This window comes from Thermococcus sp. SY098 (assembly GCF_035621495.1).
Taxonomy (GTDB): domain Archaea; phylum Methanobacteriota_B; class Thermococci; order Thermococcales; family Thermococcaceae; genus Thermococcus_B.
Window position 1 is genome coordinate 520,066 of record NZ_CP141821.1, and the last position, 15,018, is coordinate 535,083.

Here is a 15,018-nt window from a genome sequence, read left to right on the forward strand (position 1 = left end):
CTCAAAAGTTTGACCTTTTCTGGGGAATTTTCTAATGTTATTAGAATAAAACCTAAGCGTTTGGAGAATGTCTTATAACCCAAAGCCCATAAATATGTTAGGGTGGTTAAATGAGGCTACTGATTTTAGATTTGGATGGCACTTTATGGGATCACGAAGATGCTTCTCAGCTTGTACCACCTTTTGAGGTTCATGATGATACTGTGATTGATGCTTATGGCAATAAGCTTTCACTGTTTCCAGGCGTTAGAGAATTCCTAAACTGGGCAAAAGACAGGTTTATCCTGAGTATAGCAAGTTGGAATATGGAAGAACTCGTCAGACCAATTCTTGAAGCTCTTGAGCTCTGGGACTACTTCATCTTTCCTAAAATTGAGAATCATCCAGATAAAGCAAGTATGATTTTAAGAACAGTAGAACAGCTCAAGAGCATAGGGTATGAAGTTGATGAAATAGTTTACATTGACGACAGGACAATCCACCTTAAAGACATAAAAAGGGAAATCCCAAATGTTAAATTCATTCAAATGTGGATTGATGTAAAAAGTTTTGAAGAGCTGGAAAAAGTCTTGGAGGGTTTATGATGAAACTCTTAGTTATTAAAGACAAAAGAATTGATTACGATGGCTCGGCAATAAGAAGCCACTGGGCTTATAGAAATTTTGGTATTCTTGGAAACTCCATAGTTGTTTTTAGAGGTAGGTGTGATGTGAAAGTCGAAGAGATGATTGACATTGAAGATGTGAGAGCTCAAAAAGAAATCAAAAGCAACGATATGGTTCATTACATAATCGAGGTTTTTGACTTTCCCAACGTTCTACTTGCATCAGCATTGCAAAAGCTGTTCATAGCAAAGATTTGTGAGCTCCTATCTGAATATGATGTGAAAGCCAGACGAAAGGGGGATGACATATATGTTGAAGACAGAAAGCTCAGCATCTCAATAGCAACCGTTTCTCCAGTTAGCATTAAAATCCACATAGGTATAAACGTTGAAGCTAAAGGAATACCCAAAGATGTCAATGCTATTGGCTTAAAGGAGATTGGAATTAGGGATGTTGAAACTTTTATGGAAGAGAGCGGGAAAGCTTTACAAGAAGAGTTCAATAAGGTGAAAAAGGACAGCTTAAAAGTTAGATGGACCGAGTAATTACAAGATCCCCTTTATTAAAACCCCAACAAGAGGGACTGCTAAGTTATCGTCAAGAAACCTTTGATACTCCGCCAATGTAAGTATCCCCGCCCAGATAACCTTTGATACAATCGAAGACTGTGGGAAAATAATCGCTACTATTATGACCGCGGAAATTAAGTATCCCAAGCTACCAATCCAATGCTTTCTGAGCCTAACATTGAATCCCTTTGCCTTAAAGTAGAAAAATCTCAGTATTCCAGTGACACCATCACTTATTGCCATCACAAGAAGAATTACGACGGCGTATTCCTTCTCAATGAACCAAGCAACAGCTGCGGCTGAAAATGCAAAGAAAACTTCACCATAATTATTTTTTATTTGATACCACGACAGCTCATCCTTTTTTATATGTGTGAACAGCTGAAAAGCCCCAAACAAAAATGCTGCAGCTGCGAAAATTTCTCGAGCAATTAGCCCAGCATTATAAAACAATACAGCTGGAACAATGCTGAAATGAATTATCTTCCTGTTCACCCATGCATATTCCTCTCCAAGATACCTCGTTATCCATATTGCAAAGAGGATAGTTGCCGCCGCAATCCCCGCATAGAGCATGATTCCACCAAATGAAAAATTGAAAATGGAACTAATATATTTTTCGTCTGACGCCTAATATTGAGTAGCTAAAAGCCGAAAGCATTTTTAGCATTCAGAAGAGCCCAATAGAAGTCATTGGAATGGACTATAATGAAATGATCTTTTTCATTACTGAGCTCTCCTCTTGACTTTCCTTCCAGCTTCCCATAAAGCCCGATAATCTTAATTTTTGGATATGTTGTTGAAAGCTTAAGTGTTACTCTCTCTGCCTTTCCTTCCCTCCACACTATGCCAACTTTTAAGCCAGCTTTTGTTTCCGTTCTCTTTTTCAAACCCAGCTTGAGATATTGTAAAACTTCTTCATTTACTCTATTTTTCTCTGCCTTTTCATTTAGGTACTCCTTAACCAGTTCAAATGACTCCAAGCTCATATTGTAGCCAAAAACAGGGATGCCAAGATTTTTGGCCTTCCGCCCCTTATAGGAATAAACCTCAATCTCTTTTCCATTGCTTTTTGATGCAAAATACATGCCTTTCGGTCGTTCATTAGCAAATCCTCCAAGTTTTTCAGTTATATTTCCAAAAGCATCGATAGGTAACGAAAAGCTGGCCCAAGTACTCCAGATTCTCGGAGGCACCCTCACAAAGCCTAAATCCTCAAGATGATAGTTTTTAACTTCAAACTCCAATTTCAAGAACCCTTTCTCATTTATTAGCAGTTTCAATAGTGCTCTTTCTGGGCTAATTTCAGCAAAGTTACCGTTCTCTTTAATTTTCCTACCCTTTAGCAGCTTATCTTTTCTGAGTTTTCTACCAGTTTTAAAGGCTGCCACAACTGGTATTGGAGTTGCAAAGCCTTTTTCTTTGTCATAAGGTACTTTAAATCCTGCTTTTAGAAGCTCTTCTTGGATTTCCAAAGATGCTGGAAAGAACACTTGAAAACTTTCAAGCTCATAACTTCCTAATTCGTGCCAACCCATTTTCATCAACACCTTTGTTTTTGCTTTTACTTTTCTTATTAGTTATACATCAACAACTTTATAAAGTTTTCGAAGAAAGAGCCAAAGCTTAAAAAGTGTCTCTCATATTTACCAGCAGGTGGTGAGAATGGTTCATTGGGCAGATTACATGGCTGAAAAGATAATACGAGAGAGAGGTGACAAAGAGGAATACGTCGTTGAAAGCGGCATAACTCCGAGCGGATACGTCCATATTGGCAATTTTAGGGAGCTTTTCACCGCTTACATTGTCGGTCATGCGTTAAAAGACAAAGGGAAAAAAGTTAGGCACATTCATATGTGGGATGATTACGATAGGTTCAGAAAAGTTCCAAAAAATGTTCCAAGCGAATGGAAAGAATACTTGACAATGCCGGTCAGTGAAGTGCCCGATCCTTGGGGTTGCCATAACAGCTATGCAGAACATTTCATGGAGCTCTTTGAAAGTGAAGTTGAAAAACTCGGCATAGAAGTCGATTTCCTGAGAGCGAGCAAGCTTTACAAGAGTGGGGAATATGCCAACGATATAAAAAAGGCTCTTGAGAATAGAGACAAGATAGTTGCAATCCTTAACAAATTCCGCGACATGGCAAAACAGCCTCATTTAGAAGAGAGTTGGCAGCCAGTTCAAATTTACTGTCCAAAGTGCAGAAAAGAGGCGAATTTTATTCAGTGGGACGGTGGATGGAAGATAGAATACAAGTGCCCACATTGTGGAAGCGAAGGAAAGACAGACATAAGGGAAGGAAATGTAAAGCTGAGATGGCGTGTGGATTGGCCCATGAGATGGGCGCACTTTGGAGTTGATTTTGAACCTGCAGGGAAAGATCACCTGGCAGCTGGTTCGAGCTTTGATACTGGGAGAGAAATTATCAAAGCAGTTTATGGCAAAGAGCCTCCACTAACACTCATGTACGAGTTTGTTGGAATAAAAGGACAAAAAGGTAAGATGAGCGGCTCAAAAGGCAACGTTATCCTACTCAGCGACCTCTATGAAGTTCTTGAGCCTGGAGTAATAAGGTTCCTCTATGCCAGACACAGGCCAAATAAGGAAATTAAGATTGACCTCGGTTTGGGTTTGCTGAACCTCTACGATGAATTCGATAAAGTCGAGCGCATATACTTTGGCCTTGAAAAGGCAAAAAATAAGGAGGAAGAAATTGAGCTCAAAAGAACATATGAGCTCTCAATGCCAAAAATTCCCAGGCGGTTAGTTGCCCAGGCACCATTTAGATTTCTCGTTGTCCTTGTGCAGATGCCACACTTGGATGAAGATAAAATTATTGAAATCCTCAAAAAGCAAGGTCATATCCCCCAGAATCTTACCGAAGAAGATACCGAAAGAATAAAACTCAGGATTATGCTCGCAAAGAACTGGGTAATCAAATACGCTCCAGACACAGTGAAATTCTCAATCCTCCAAGAGCTTCCAAGAATTGAGATAAGCGAAGAAATTAAAGAAGCCCTCAGAGAAGTTGCCAACTGGTTGGAAAGTAGAGAGGAATTCAGCGTTAATGAGCTTAACAATATAATTTTTGATGCTGCAAAGAAGCGCAACATTCCAAGCAAACAGTGGTTCAAGATTCTCTATCAGCTGTTCATCGGCAAAGACAGAGGACCAAGATTAGCAAGCTTCTTGGCTTCTCTTGACAAAAAATTCGTAATCAGAAGGCTTAGGCTTGAAGCTTAATTCCCTATTTTCGATTATATTTTGTCCAAAGATAACCAAAATCTCAAAATTTTCAGAAAATCTTACATTTAGCTCTGCATTATCTTTTTAACATTTCATTCTCCAAAGTTCTATGGTGATAATGGTGGAGTTTAATCTCATCATCGCTGGAGTTGGGGGTCAAGGAGGATTAACTCTTTCAAGAATAATTGGAAATGCTGCAATGCATGAGGGTTACAGGGTCAGAATAGGAGAAACACTTGGTATGAGTCAGCGATATGGTAGTGTTCTCTCATATCTGCGCTTTGGTGAAGAGGTTTATTCTCCACTCATTGAAGAAGGTGAGGCTGATTTAATGTTCGCTTTAGAACCAGCAGAAGCCCTAAGAAACGCACGCTTTTTAAGCAAAAAGAGCCATGCAATTGTAAATGCCTATCCAATACACACAGCAACAACGCTGGTAGGAAAGGAAAGGTATCCCAATTTAGATGAAATAAAAGAAGCGCTCCTAAAGATTTGTCCCACTGATATGCTCAACTTCCAAGAGGTGGCAGATAAAATAAATCCAAGAACTTTGGGTGTTGTAATGCTTGGATATGCCTATGGAAGGGGTCTCATTCCCCTTAAAAAAGACAGTTTAAGAGAAGGAATAAAAGAGACTCTTAAAGAAAAACTCTGGGAAATTAACTTTAGGGCTCTTGAAGAGGGTATAAAATTAGTTCGTTAACTTTGCTCTTCTCACAATCTTTATATATTCTGCACAATCTATATAGGCATTGACTGTCAGTAATTTCAACACTGGTGAGAACTATGATGATATATACCGGAATAGATAAGAGGGAATGACCTTTGGCATTCTTGAGGTGGTAAAAGATGGAATTCAGAAAAATTCAGTTTACTGGTAGGAGCTCCTATATAATCTCCCTTCCAAAAAAATGGATTAAGGAAAATAATTTAAAACAAGGGGATGTTGTGCCGCTGGTCATTAATCCGGATGGCTCAATAACGATCCTTCCAAAAGAACCTAAAGAAATTAGCGAAAAGAAAGAGTTAATGATTTCAGAGGAATATTCACCAGACATGGCCATCAGGCTTATTATCTCGGCGTACATCCAGGGCTATGATGTTCTTGAGATTAAATTCACAAAGGAGTTGCCCCATTACAAAGTCAAAATTAGAAAAGTGATTCAAAGCCTGCCGGGAGTGGAGATAATACTTGATGAACCCACAAGGATAGTCGGTAAAAGCCTGCTTGCTGATGAGGAAATAAACCTTAGGGAGATTTTAGAAAGAATAAACTCAATAATAGTTTCCATGCTTGAGGATCTATACTTCATGAAAAAATCTCAGACGAAGGAACTAATTAGAGACATCAACGACCTCGAAAACGAGCTTGATAGATTTTATTTCCTTACAATTAGGGCTGTCAACAAAATACTTTCTAAGAGGAGTTTAATCGAAGAAAGTGGAATCGTCAGGAGAAGCTTTGATCTAATTGGAATCTTGTTCATAGTTCGCAACATTGAAAGAATTGGGGATCACATCATCAGGGTTGCCGAAAACTTTGACGATGACATTGAGGTTGAATATATAAGGAAGATGTACACAGAAATGCTCAGCCAAATAACCAAGAGAGATTTAAAGAAAATAGATACCCTTATGCTTGCTTTGAAAGAAAAAATCAGACAGATAGACTACAAAAAGTCCATCGCGATGGACAGCTATCGCAGAATTCTCGAATATTTGGAAAACATAGGTGAAACGATAATTAACATGGCACTAAGCTAATCGTCTTCTCGCTTCCACAACTTTTTTAACATTCTCAAATTCATTAAATAAAGGTGGTCTCAATGGTCGCGATTATCGTTCATGGAGGAGCTGGGACTATCAAGAATGAGGAAAAAATACCAAAAGCCATTAAAGGCGTAAGGGAGGCTGTTTTAGCAGGATGGAAAGAACTTAAGAGAGGCTCCGCATTGGACGCTGTAGAAGAGGCGGTTAAAGCTTTGGAAGACAATCCTGTTTTTAACGCTGGGACAGGGAGTGTGCTAACTTTAGATGGTAGAATTGAAATGGACGCTGCCATTATGAGGGGCAAAACTCTTGAAGCAGGAGCCGTTGCCAGCATATGGGGCGTTAAAAATCCAATAAGCGTCGCAAGGAAAGTCATGGAGAAAACTGATCATGTTCTTTTAGTGGGAGAGGGAGCACTTAAATTTGCCCGTATAATGGGTTTTGATGAGTATGATCCAATAACCGAAGAGAGAAGGGAACAATGGAAAAAGCTCAGAGAAAAACTGCTAAAAGAGGGCACGATTCCATACTGGAAAAAGATCAGCGAGCTGATCAAAGAACACCCCGAAGTTCTAAGGAGCACAGTAGGTGCTGTTGCATTTGATGGAGAAGAGGTTGTGGCTGGCACTTCAACTGGAGGAGTTTTCTTGAAGATGTTTGGCAGGGTTGGTGATACTCCAATAATAGGCGCTGGCACCTATGCAAATGAACTTGCCGGAGCATCTTGCACTGGGCTTGGAGAAGTTGCAATAAAGCTCTCCTTAGCAAAGACCGCAGTTGATTTTGTCAGACTTGGATTGAGTGCACAGAAAGCAAGTGAAGCTGCAATCGAGATGGCAACCAAATACTTCGGAAAAGATACCATGGGAATTATCATGATTGACCGAGAGGGAAACGTTGGGTTTGCGAAAAACACAAAGCACATGAGTGTTGCATATCTGAAAGACGGTATGATTGAACCCTTCGCAGGGATATAACCATGAGAACAGAAGATTTTCCGGGAGATATCTGGATACTTCACATTTCGACATTTTTCTTCTTCCTTGGTATTGCGTTAGTTTCACCCCTAATATCCCCATTAGCAATTCTGTTAGGAGCGACTCCCCTCATAGTAGGTTCAATTGCTTCAGTTTCTTCAATTGTCTCATTTTTCTTAAAACCCCTGGGAGGATTTCTTGGGGACAGGGGCTGGAAGTTTCAAGTTATGATGCTTGGAAGTGGTTTAGGTGCACTTGCCGGAGTTTTTTACATGATGTCTATCTCATTTGGAAATTTGGCACTGTTTGCAGTTGGTAGGGGCATTCACGGCTTTGCTATGGCACTGTTTTTCCCCTCCTCGCTTGCAACGGCAATTGAACTCGCTCCAAGGGGCAGAGTGGGTGAGACCTTGGGCTGGCGTGGGATGATGTTTTCCTTCAGCAACTTAATTGGACCAGCGATTGGAGGCTTTGTTGCTGAATATTTAGGTTTTCAATCAGCTTTTGCTTTTACAGTTGTTTTCTCGTTAATTGCACTGTTTTTTGTATCGATCGCATACAACAAGGACAAAAACAAAATTAAGACAAAGAGAGAGGAAAAACATGAACATGTATCATACCGTCAGCTACTGAATGCATTCTTCATCGCGGCTTGTTTTTCATTGCTTTTCATGTCTCTGGCATATAGCGGGACATTCACTTTCTTACCTGCATTGTACAAAGTCTTGGGATTAGGCACAAGCGCCTTTGGGATATATGCCAGCATAATGGGTGGATTCAGCTTACTCACAAGAGTCTTTGGGGGAAGAGAAGCCGATAGGAGGGGCCCAATTCCTGTTGCAACTTTTGGATTTCTGCTACTCTTACTCGCATATATCATGCTGTCTTTACATCCAACTCCACCCCTGGCATATCTAAGTGCAATTCCTCTTGGAATGGGCTTTGGCTTTGCTGTTCCTTCCCTCCAGATGATGGCATTGGCCAAACTCCCGCAAAAAATCAGGACTTTTGGTTCGAGTATCTACACAATGTTCTTTGATCTCGGCTACTTAGCAGGACCCCTGGTATTTGGGTACATTGCTCAACTTAAAAATAGCTATGAAGCAGTTTTTCCAATGTTCCCGCTGGTTACAATTTTATCATTAATCATTCTCCAACTCCCAAGGTTTTTAAAGAGAGATAGCCAAAGCAAAAAGGGTGTGAGCTAATGCTCATTAGAGTTTCATATGGAACGGCCATCGCAATGGGACTAATAAAGGCAAAGATGCTTGCAAGGCCAACTACAGCCTACCTGATGATCTATCATAATGGAAGGTGCATAAACAATTGTGCTTTCTGTCCACAGGCAAGAGAGAGCAGGGCAGATTTAAAAAAGCTCTCACGGGTAACATGGCCTGTCTTTGACCTCAAGACTGTTCTTGAAAAGTTAGAGAACGGAAAGTTTGCAAGGATATGCCTACAAACTGTTGATTATGAAGGTCTGGAGGAGGATGTATTGACACTCCTTGGAGCTTTTTACAGTCTAAACTTGCCAATATCAGTCTCCATAACCCCAGTTGATAGAAGGTATCTCCAGAAGTTTAGAGAGCTCGGCGTTGATTATATCGGTGTTGGATTAGATGTTGCAAGTGAGAGGCTCTACAACAAGATCAAGGAATCTTTATATTCTTGGGATGAAATGTGGAGATTCACAAAGGATATCATTGAACTCTTCGGTGAAAAGAAAGCATTTGTCCATTTGATAATTGGACTTGGTGAAACAGATAAAGAGGCACTTGAAACTATTCAAAAAGCTTATGATATTGGTGCGGAGGTGTCACTTTTTGCCTTTACACCAATCAAGGGAACAAAGCTCGAAAATCTTAAACCTCCCGGTTTAAATAGATACAGGAAAATCCAGATTGGACATTATCTCATTAAAAATGGAATAAAACGTGTTGAAGAGTTTAAATTTGATGACAAAGGAAATGTACTTAGCTTTGGAATAAGCAAGGAAGATCTCATGAGAGTTCTCCAAGAAATTGCAGTAATGACCCATGGATGTCCGGGATGCAACAGGCCATATTACAATGAAAGGCCGAGCAATGAGCCATATAACTTCCCTGTTAAACCAAAAGAGGAATACTTAATAAAGCTCATAAAGAAAATCTTTAGTGAGATTTGATCAACATTCCAAGAGCTTTTTTTAGCTCTGGAGTGCTGATTGATTCTAAATATTTTGTTATGTCCTTTTCCCCCTCTGCTATTGCTATTAATCCTCTCACAAATGCATATAACTCCTCATTACTCTCAAGATATCCGCACATTGATTCCATGTTCTCTTTAAACACTTCCAAATTTCCCCGTTCTTTCAAGATAAAGAGCATATCCCGGATTCTCTCAATACCAACTAAGTATAAATCTCTGTTTGGGGCATTATAGAGGGCTCTTAATGCACACTTTATACTTCCCCTGTAGTTGTCCTCCTCAAAAAAGACTTCAGCCAGCTTAAAGCATGCTTCAAAGTAAATTTCAGGAAAATAGTCTTTTGAAAGCTCTAATACTTTATCAAGCTTTTTCTTCGCTGTTTCAAACTCTCCCTTATTCTCAGCTTCCAATGCCTCTCTAAAAAGCTCAGCTATCTTACGTCTCTTCTCCCACATTTCAAACTCTTTTAAAAACCTCGGCTTCTTCTCCATTCTATTTCGCCACATTATTGATACCTACTTAATCCTTATTATCTTTTTCTCCTCTACTTTCTAACCAAGCTTCATAGAAGTCATTCCAAACCTCACTAAAGTCCTTTTTAACTCGCCATCTTCTGTGAAAAGCATTCAGTAAAACTGATATATCCCTTCTTAGGTACTCCAAACTCTCTGGATATGCAGTTGGCAGGTATTGAGGCCAGTCAATAATCAAGATATCATCATCTTCTGTTAGAACTATGTTGAACTCGCTCATATCAGAATGAACAATTCCAAAGCGCACTATCTTAAGATATTCGTCTAAAACCTTATTGAGAATATCCTCAGCCTCCTCCCTTGTCAAATCATCATCCCTAAGTTCGCTCAGCTCAACACCCTCAATGAACTCCATTACTATGGCATGTCTGTTCCATGCTATCGGCTTCGGAACTTTGGCTATGGGAGAAAGCAACTGCAGAGCCTCATGCTCTCTCTCAGCAACTAAACGTGAGATGTAGAGCCAGCTTATATGATGTTTGTCAATAAAATCCCTTCTGTAGAGTTTAATTCTGGTAAAACTTGTCCTCCCAATACGGTTGAACTTGACTGCGACTTTTTCTCCTTGTGGAGTTATTCCAACATAAACATCAGCTTCTTTTCCAACACCAATCTGAGTTTGACTTATTGCCTCGATAACACCTTTCCTTGCAAAGGCTCTAATCGCTAAAACATCATATCCATGAATAGTGAGCTGATAGCCAATATAACCAATATCACTTCTCCTCCTTACGAGCATCCAGTTATCAAGTTTCCCTAAGCGATAAGAAGCAGTCTCAACATCGGTTCTCGCAAACTTGGCAATATCCTCTAAAGGTACCCATTGGTGATGGCGCATATTCAACTCTACCCCTCTCAATATCCGAAAATCTATGTCTTTGAGATTGTGATAAACTTCAAGTGCTATTAGTTTGCTGACCATTTTTACCCCAGTAAGAGTTTGAAGGTTCATTTTTAAACCCTTACCTAATCTAAGATAAATTTTTAAACGCTTAACTCTTTATCTAAAAGCATGCGGAAGAAACTATTATTGCTCCTCTCCCTCGGATGGATATTTAACTATGCCCATAGAATGGCCATCCCACCTCTCATCCCTGTAATAAAGACAGAGCTTGGAATCAACAACGCCCAAGCAGGTCTTCTGATGACTTCCCTTCTCTTACCCTATGCTCTAATTCAGGTTCCCGCAGGATATTTGGGGGATAAACTTGGAAGAAAAAAGCTTGTTGTGATCAGTATTCTTGGTTATTCCCTTGCAAGTGCACTCATAATCTTTGCAAGAGAGTATTGGGAATTGTTAAGCATAAGAGCTCTTTACGGCATTTTCGCAGGTCTTTACTATGCTCCAGCGACAGCTCTAATCAGCGACATTTATAAAGAGAAGAAAGGTTCAGCTCTTGGTGTTTTTATGGTTGGCCCGCCAATAGGAAGTGGGATAGCTCCTCTGATTGTTGTTCCTATTGCGTTGGCTCTGGAGTGGAGATATGCATTTTTGGTTCTCTCTGCTATGAGTGCGATAATTGGCATTACATTGCTTCTATCCATAAAAGGAGAACTTCATGAAGTTGAACATGCAAAGCTTAGAATCCCAAAGCATGTCATTAGGCTGAGCATTATGAATTTCATAAGTATGCTGGCATTCTTTGGCATGCTGACATTTCTTCCAGATTTCTTTGTAAACAGGGGGAGAAGCTTAGAGGAAGCTTCATTATATTTTTCTATCCTCTCAATAGTTGGGATTGCAGGCTCTTTGGTAGGTGGTACAATTTATGACAGGCTTAAAAAGAAAAGCTTAATTCTGTCCCTTGGATTTAATGCCTTTCTCTCATTCCTGTTAGCAAAAACAGCAATGCCCATAATAATGCCAATTCTGGGTTTGTTTTTCTACTCAGTTGGTCCGATAGTTACAGCGTATACTGCAGAACAGGCAACAAATGAAAATAAAGGATCAGTAATGGGTTTTGTCAATATGATGGGATTCTTTGGAGCAACTCTCGGCCCATATCTCCTTGGAGTCCTAATTGACACCTTGGGTTATGGGGAGGCATTTTATTTTATTCCACTGACGTATGTGGCTGCAGTGATAATAATAGGGACACAAAAGAAAAAGATCAACCATACATAACTTCATGCATAGCTATCTGCTGTGCTAATCTCTGTTCTGAGCCAAATACCTTCTCCACAGCCTTCAGGAAATCTTCCTGTGTTACATACTCCCTCCTGTCTCTGATGGCGAACATTCCAGCTTCCGTTGCTATGGCTTTGAGATCTGCACCGCTTGCCCCTTCTGTCATCTCTGCAATAACTCTAAGATCGACGTTCCTGAGGTTCATCTTCCTTGTGTGAACCTTGAGGATTTCCAGTCTACCTGCAAAGTCAGGTAACGGAACTTCAATCAACCTGTCAAATCTTCCTGGCCTAAGAAGTGCTGGATCTAAGATATCAGGTCTGTTAGTTGCTGCTATTACCTTAACGTTACCCCTTGGATCAAATCCGTCAAGTTCTGCTAAAAGCTGCATTAAGGTTCTGTTGACTTCTCTTTCTCCCCCAGTGGTTTCCTCTAATCTTTTAGCCCCTATGGCATCAATTTCATCTATGAAGATTATAGTGGGGGCTTTTTCTTTTGCCAGCTCAAACAGCTCATGCACCAATCGAGCACCTTCTCCAATGTATTTTCTTACAAGCTCACTGCCAACAACCCTGATGAATGTTGCATTAACCTCCCTTGCAAGAGCTTTGGCCATCAATGTTTTTCCACATCCCGGTGGACCATAAAGGAGAACACCCTTAGGCGGCTCAATTCCAACCTTTTCAAACAGCTCTGGATGTTTAAGCGGAAGCTCAACTGCCTCTCTGAGTTCTTGTAACTGCTTCTTCAGCCCACCAATGTCGTTATACGTTACGTTTGGTCTATCAATAACTTCAAACCCAAGGACAGAAGGATCCTTCGGTGATGGCAGTATTTCAACAACAGCCATTGTCCTCTGGTCAAGTGCCACTCTACTCCCCGGTTTCAGCTTTTCCTTCTCAATCCATGGGGCTATTCTGACCACAAATCTCGGACCGTTGTAATTCTGAACTATCGCCCTGTCATCGTCGAGTATCTCAAGCAAAGTTCCAGCAAAAGCTGGTGGCTGTCTTAACCTTGACATCTCCATTCTTAAGCGTGAAAGCTCCCTCTCAAGTCTCTCCTTGTCTGCCTCAAGGGTTCTCACTTGAAGTTCAAGCTGTCTAATTCTTCTTTTTAGATAAATGATGTAATCATCATACTCATCATGAGATTTGACGACATCATTAATGTCACTCATAACCTATCCCTCCATAACTAATTTGGTGAGAAGAACTTTTAACTCTATTCCCGATTACCATTAGATTCGCCTAACCTTCACTTCTTAAGCTTCTTTATAAAGTTTTGGTACGATTTTTGATATGTACTAACTCAACTCGAAATTCTTATTAACGATGAATGCGTATATTTTAATGCTTAATCAGGAGGGTGGGTTTAATGAGAATAGAAATCAGGCTCAAACCCAGAGATGAAGGAACAATTCTCCCCTTTAACTACAACTATGATGTCTACACTCAAATTATTCAAAAAGTAGCCATAAACTCCCCCGAGCTTGCAAGATTGCTGGAAACTACCCACAAGGACTACTTTACATTCTCCAGAATAATGGTAAGAAAAAGAGAACTTATACCCGATAAGGGAATTAAAATTCTGTCCGATGAGGTATGCCTTTACATCTCTTCTTCAGTTGTTGATGTAATAAAATCCATAGTTGAGGGATTCATTGAGAATCCTGTGCTTCAAATTGAAAATTCAACATTCATCATGGATGGTGTTAAGGTTCTCCGAGAACCCAAGATAAAAGATGGTACTCTCTTCTCCACTCTGAGCCCTATAATAGTGCGGACGGTAAAGCTTGAAGGTAATAGAATGAAAATTTGGGATTTATACCCCAGTGAGGAAACATTTCACGATAAGCTCAGGAAAATAATGCTAATGCGCTTTTCTGAAATTGAGGAGAGAATGCCCGAGGACAAAGATTTTAGAATCGATGTTATAAAGTACAAACCTGTTAGGATTAAAGTCAAGGATACATACTTCCGGGGTTCTCTCATGGTATTCAGGTATTACGGATCAAAAGAAATAGCAAAATTTGCCTATGAAAATGGATTTGGCGAAAAAACGAAATATGGGTTTGGAATGGTCAAAGTAATTGATGAAGAAGAAGCACAACGAAGCCGAGAATAGCCTCAATTGCCCACACAATCGCAACAAGCTCATACTCCTTTACCCTTTTTGCCCTCATTATTAAACCTAAAAAGCTTAGATACGGTGGTGCTTTTAAGGTACCATCTTCCAAGATCTCCGTTCTGCCCAGCGGTCGCCCCTTGAATTTTATTTTTGTCTTTAGAAGAAAATCAATTATATGAGGGACAAGGAGAATTACTGCAAACATTTCAGCTTTGCCGAGTATCCCCACTAATCCTATAAGGGCTCCCAGGCTAAGAGTTCCAGTGTCTCCAGGGAAGATCCTTGCTGGATATTTGTTCCACCACAAGAATCCAATAGCAACAGCAAATCCCACAAAAGCCAACGCTTGAGCATCTCCAGACGTTATCAATCCCAAAAAGAGCAAGGCTATCGCAGAAGTTCCAACTTCAAGCCCATTAAAACCTGCAAGCATATTAACAAGATTTGCAGAAGCTGTCACAAATAGAACAGCAAACAGATAGTATAGTGTCTTCAAATTAATCGTAAAGAGCAGAAGATTAAGACCACTGCTTACCTTTAAGCTCAATAGAGGTAAAGAGACCAGCAAAGAGAGCAGAACTTTGTGAGACTGCCTGAGATTCGTTAAATCATCAATGATTCCCACCACTCCAAAAAGGAGAAATACCAGCAGCACTGTTGACAGATTATCAGTTAAAACAGGTGTCAAGGCTACTGAAAGAGAGATTAAAATTGCAATTCCTCCCATTTCAGGAATTTCTGGTTTATCCCGCTTATGTATGTCCTTCCCAACTATTCCCGCTTTTTTCATTATATTGGCAGTGTAGAAGGTCAAAATCAGCGAGAGGGATAACCCTATAAATGCCAATGCCCAAATCATCTCTGATCCCC

16 protein-coding genes are annotated in these 15,018 nt (G+C 40.1%); 10 read left to right on the plus strand and 6 right to left on the minus strand.

Going from position 1 to position 15,018, the window contains the following annotated elements; all coding sequences use genetic code 11:
* Positions 1–110 precede the first annotated feature (110 nt).
* Both VFC49_RS02830 and VFC49_RS02835 read left to right on the plus strand, forming a co-directional pair.
* Positions 111–584 carry a magnesium-dependent phosphatase-1 gene (locus VFC49_RS02830; protein ID WP_324736090.1) on the plus strand — a complete coding sequence of 158 codons (474 nt, stop codon included), beginning with the start codon at positions 111–113 and terminating at the stop codon, positions 582–584.
* Positions 584–1,150: a DUF366 family protein gene (locus VFC49_RS02835; RefSeq protein ID WP_324736601.1), complete on the plus strand. Its 567-nt coding sequence runs from the start codon at positions 584–586 to the stop codon at positions 1,148–1,150. The genes VFC49_RS02830 and VFC49_RS02835 overlap by 1 nt, the downstream gene beginning before the upstream one ends.
* On the opposite strand, the gene VFC49_RS02840 is transcribed toward VFC49_RS02835, so the two are convergent.
* Both VFC49_RS02840 and VFC49_RS02845 read right to left on the minus strand, forming a co-directional pair.
* Positions 1,151–1,750, minus strand: a complete 600-nt coding sequence (locus VFC49_RS02840) for a hypothetical protein (protein ID WP_324736091.1) — start codon at positions 1,748–1,750, stop codon at positions 1,151–1,153. It abuts the gene before it with no gap.
* 68 nt (positions 1,751–1,818) lie between these two features.
* Positions 1,819–2,718 (minus strand): PhoI, encoded by a 900-nt coding sequence (locus VFC49_RS02845; protein ID WP_324736602.1) that lies wholly within the window; start codon positions 2,716–2,718, stop codon positions 1,819–1,821.
* 121 nt (positions 2,719–2,839) lie between these two features.
* Between VFC49_RS02845 and lysS the strand changes: the two genes are divergently transcribed.
* From lysS to VFC49_RS02875, 6 genes are all read left to right on the plus strand, one after another.
* Positions 2,840–4,420, plus strand: a complete 1,581-nt coding sequence (gene lysS / locus VFC49_RS02850; protein ID WP_324736603.1) for a lysine--tRNA ligase — start codon at positions 2,840–2,842, stop codon at positions 4,418–4,420.
* A 124-nt stretch (positions 4,421–4,544) separates the two neighbouring features.
* Complete coding sequence (locus VFC49_RS02855) at positions 4,545–5,126, plus strand: indolepyruvate oxidoreductase subunit beta (RefSeq protein ID WP_324736604.1); 582 nt, start codon at positions 4,545–4,547, stop codon at positions 5,124–5,126.
* A gap of 146 nt (positions 5,127–5,272) precedes the next feature.
* The gene (locus VFC49_RS02860; RefSeq protein WP_324736092.1) at positions 5,273–6,187 is read left to right on the plus strand and encodes a phosphate uptake regulator PhoU; all 915 of its coding nucleotides are present in this window, start codon (positions 5,273–5,275) and stop codon (positions 6,185–6,187) included.
* Between the two features lie 62 nt (positions 6,188–6,249).
* Complete coding sequence (locus tag VFC49_RS02865; RefSeq protein WP_324736093.1) at positions 6,250–7,170, plus strand: isoaspartyl peptidase/L-asparaginase family protein; 921 nt, start codon at positions 6,250–6,252, stop codon at positions 7,168–7,170.
* Between the two features lie 2 nt (positions 7,171–7,172).
* Positions 7,173–8,378, plus strand: a complete 1,206-nt coding sequence (locus VFC49_RS02870) for an MFS transporter (RefSeq protein WP_324736094.1) — start codon at positions 7,173–7,175, stop codon at positions 8,376–8,378.
* Positions 8,378–9,334: a radical SAM protein gene (locus VFC49_RS02875; RefSeq protein ID WP_324736095.1), complete on the plus strand. Its 957-nt coding sequence runs from the start codon at positions 8,378–8,380 to the stop codon at positions 9,332–9,334. The genes VFC49_RS02870 and VFC49_RS02875 overlap by 1 nt, the downstream gene beginning before the upstream one ends.
* Here the strand turns inward: VFC49_RS02875 and VFC49_RS02880 are convergent.
* Both VFC49_RS02880 and VFC49_RS02885 read right to left on the minus strand, forming a co-directional pair.
* On the minus strand, positions 9,321–9,848 hold the full coding sequence (locus tag VFC49_RS02880; protein WP_324736096.1) for a hypothetical protein: 528 nt from the start codon (positions 9,846–9,848) through the stop codon (positions 9,321–9,323). The genes VFC49_RS02875 and VFC49_RS02880 overlap by 14 nt on opposite strands.
* Positions 9,849–9,876: 28 nt before the next feature.
* Positions 9,877–10,812: a serine/threonine-protein kinase RIO2 gene (locus tag VFC49_RS02885; protein WP_324736097.1), complete on the minus strand. Its 936-nt coding sequence runs from the start codon at positions 10,810–10,812 to the stop codon at positions 9,877–9,879.
* Positions 10,813–10,902: 90 nt separating this feature from the next.
* On the opposite strand from VFC49_RS02885, the gene VFC49_RS02890 reads away from it, so the two are divergent.
* The gene (locus VFC49_RS02890) at positions 10,903–12,015 is read left to right on the plus strand and encodes an MFS transporter (RefSeq protein WP_324736098.1); all 1,113 of its coding nucleotides are present in this window, start codon (positions 10,903–10,905) and stop codon (positions 12,013–12,015) included.
* On the opposite strand, the gene VFC49_RS02895 is transcribed toward VFC49_RS02890, so the two are convergent.
* Positions 12,002–13,198 (minus strand): proteasome-activating nucleotidase, encoded by a 1,197-nt coding sequence (locus VFC49_RS02895; protein ID WP_324736099.1) that lies wholly within the window; start codon positions 13,196–13,198, stop codon positions 12,002–12,004. The two genes, VFC49_RS02890 and VFC49_RS02895, sit on opposite strands and share 14 nt — an antisense overlap.
* Before the next feature lie 197 nt (positions 13,199–13,395).
* Here VFC49_RS02895 and cas6 point away from each other — a divergent pair, with 197 nt between their 5' ends.
* Positions 13,396–14,145, plus strand: a complete 750-nt coding sequence (gene cas6 / locus VFC49_RS02900) for a CRISPR-associated endoribonuclease Cas6 (RefSeq protein WP_013467226.1) — start codon at positions 13,396–13,398, stop codon at positions 14,143–14,145.
* Here the strand turns inward: cas6 and VFC49_RS02905 are convergent.
* Positions 14,102–15,007, minus strand: coding sequence for a UDP-N-acetylglucosamine--dolichyl-phosphate N-acetylglucosaminephosphotransferase (locus tag VFC49_RS02905; protein ID WP_324736100.1), 906 nt, complete (start codon positions 15,005–15,007; stop codon positions 14,102–14,104). The genes cas6 and VFC49_RS02905 overlap by 44 nt on opposite strands.
* Positions 15,008–15,018 lie beyond the last annotated feature (11 nt).

What these genes read in the sequence shown, in the direction of transcription:
- VFC49_RS02830 (WP_324736090.1), top strand. Translation starts at nt 111, where the DNA reads ATGAGGCTACTGATTTTAGATTTGGATGGCACTTTATGGGATCACGAA.
- VFC49_RS02835 (WP_324736601.1), top strand. Translation starts at nt 584, where the DNA reads ATGAAACTCTTAGTTATTAAAGACAAAAGAATTGATTACGATGGCTCG.
- VFC49_RS02840 (WP_324736091.1), bottom strand. Translation starts at nt 1,750, where the DNA reads ATGCTCTATGCGGGGATTGCGGCGGCAACTATCCTCTTTGCAATATGG.
- VFC49_RS02845 (WP_324736602.1), bottom strand. Translation starts at nt 2,718, where the DNA reads ATGAAAATGGGTTGGCACGAATTAGGAAGTTATGAGCTTGAAAGTTTT.
- lysS (WP_324736603.1), top strand. Translation starts at nt 2,840, where the DNA reads ATGGTTCATTGGGCAGATTACATGGCTGAAAAGATAATACGAGAGAGA.
- VFC49_RS02860 (WP_324736092.1), top strand. Translation starts at nt 5,273, where the DNA reads ATGGAATTCAGAAAAATTCAGTTTACTGGTAGGAGCTCCTATATAATC.
- VFC49_RS02865 (WP_324736093.1), top strand. Translation starts at nt 6,250, where the DNA reads ATGGTCGCGATTATCGTTCATGGAGGAGCTGGGACTATCAAGAATGAG.
- VFC49_RS02870 (WP_324736094.1), top strand. Translation starts at nt 7,173, where the DNA reads ATGAGAACAGAAGATTTTCCGGGAGATATCTGGATACTTCACATTTCG.
- VFC49_RS02875 (WP_324736095.1), top strand. Translation starts at nt 8,378, where the DNA reads ATGCTCATTAGAGTTTCATATGGAACGGCCATCGCAATGGGACTAATA.
- VFC49_RS02880 (WP_324736096.1), bottom strand. Translation starts at nt 9,848, where the DNA reads ATGGAGAAGAAGCCGAGGTTTTTAAAAGAGTTTGAAATGTGGGAGAAG.
- VFC49_RS02885 (WP_324736097.1), bottom strand. Translation starts at nt 10,812, where the DNA reads ATGGTCAGCAAACTAATAGCACTTGAAGTTTATCACAATCTCAAAGAC.
- VFC49_RS02890 (WP_324736098.1), top strand. Translation starts at nt 10,903, where the DNA reads ATGCGGAAGAAACTATTATTGCTCCTCTCCCTCGGATGGATATTTAAC.
- VFC49_RS02895 (WP_324736099.1), bottom strand. Translation starts at nt 13,198, where the DNA reads ATGAGTGACATTAATGATGTCGTCAAATCTCATGATGAGTATGATGAT.
- cas6 (WP_013467226.1), top strand. Translation starts at nt 13,396, where the DNA reads ATGAGAATAGAAATCAGGCTCAAACCCAGAGATGAAGGAACAATTCTC.
- VFC49_RS02905 (WP_324736100.1), bottom strand. Translation starts at nt 15,007, where the DNA reads ATGATTTGGGCATTGGCATTTATAGGGTTATCCCTCTCGCTGATTTTG.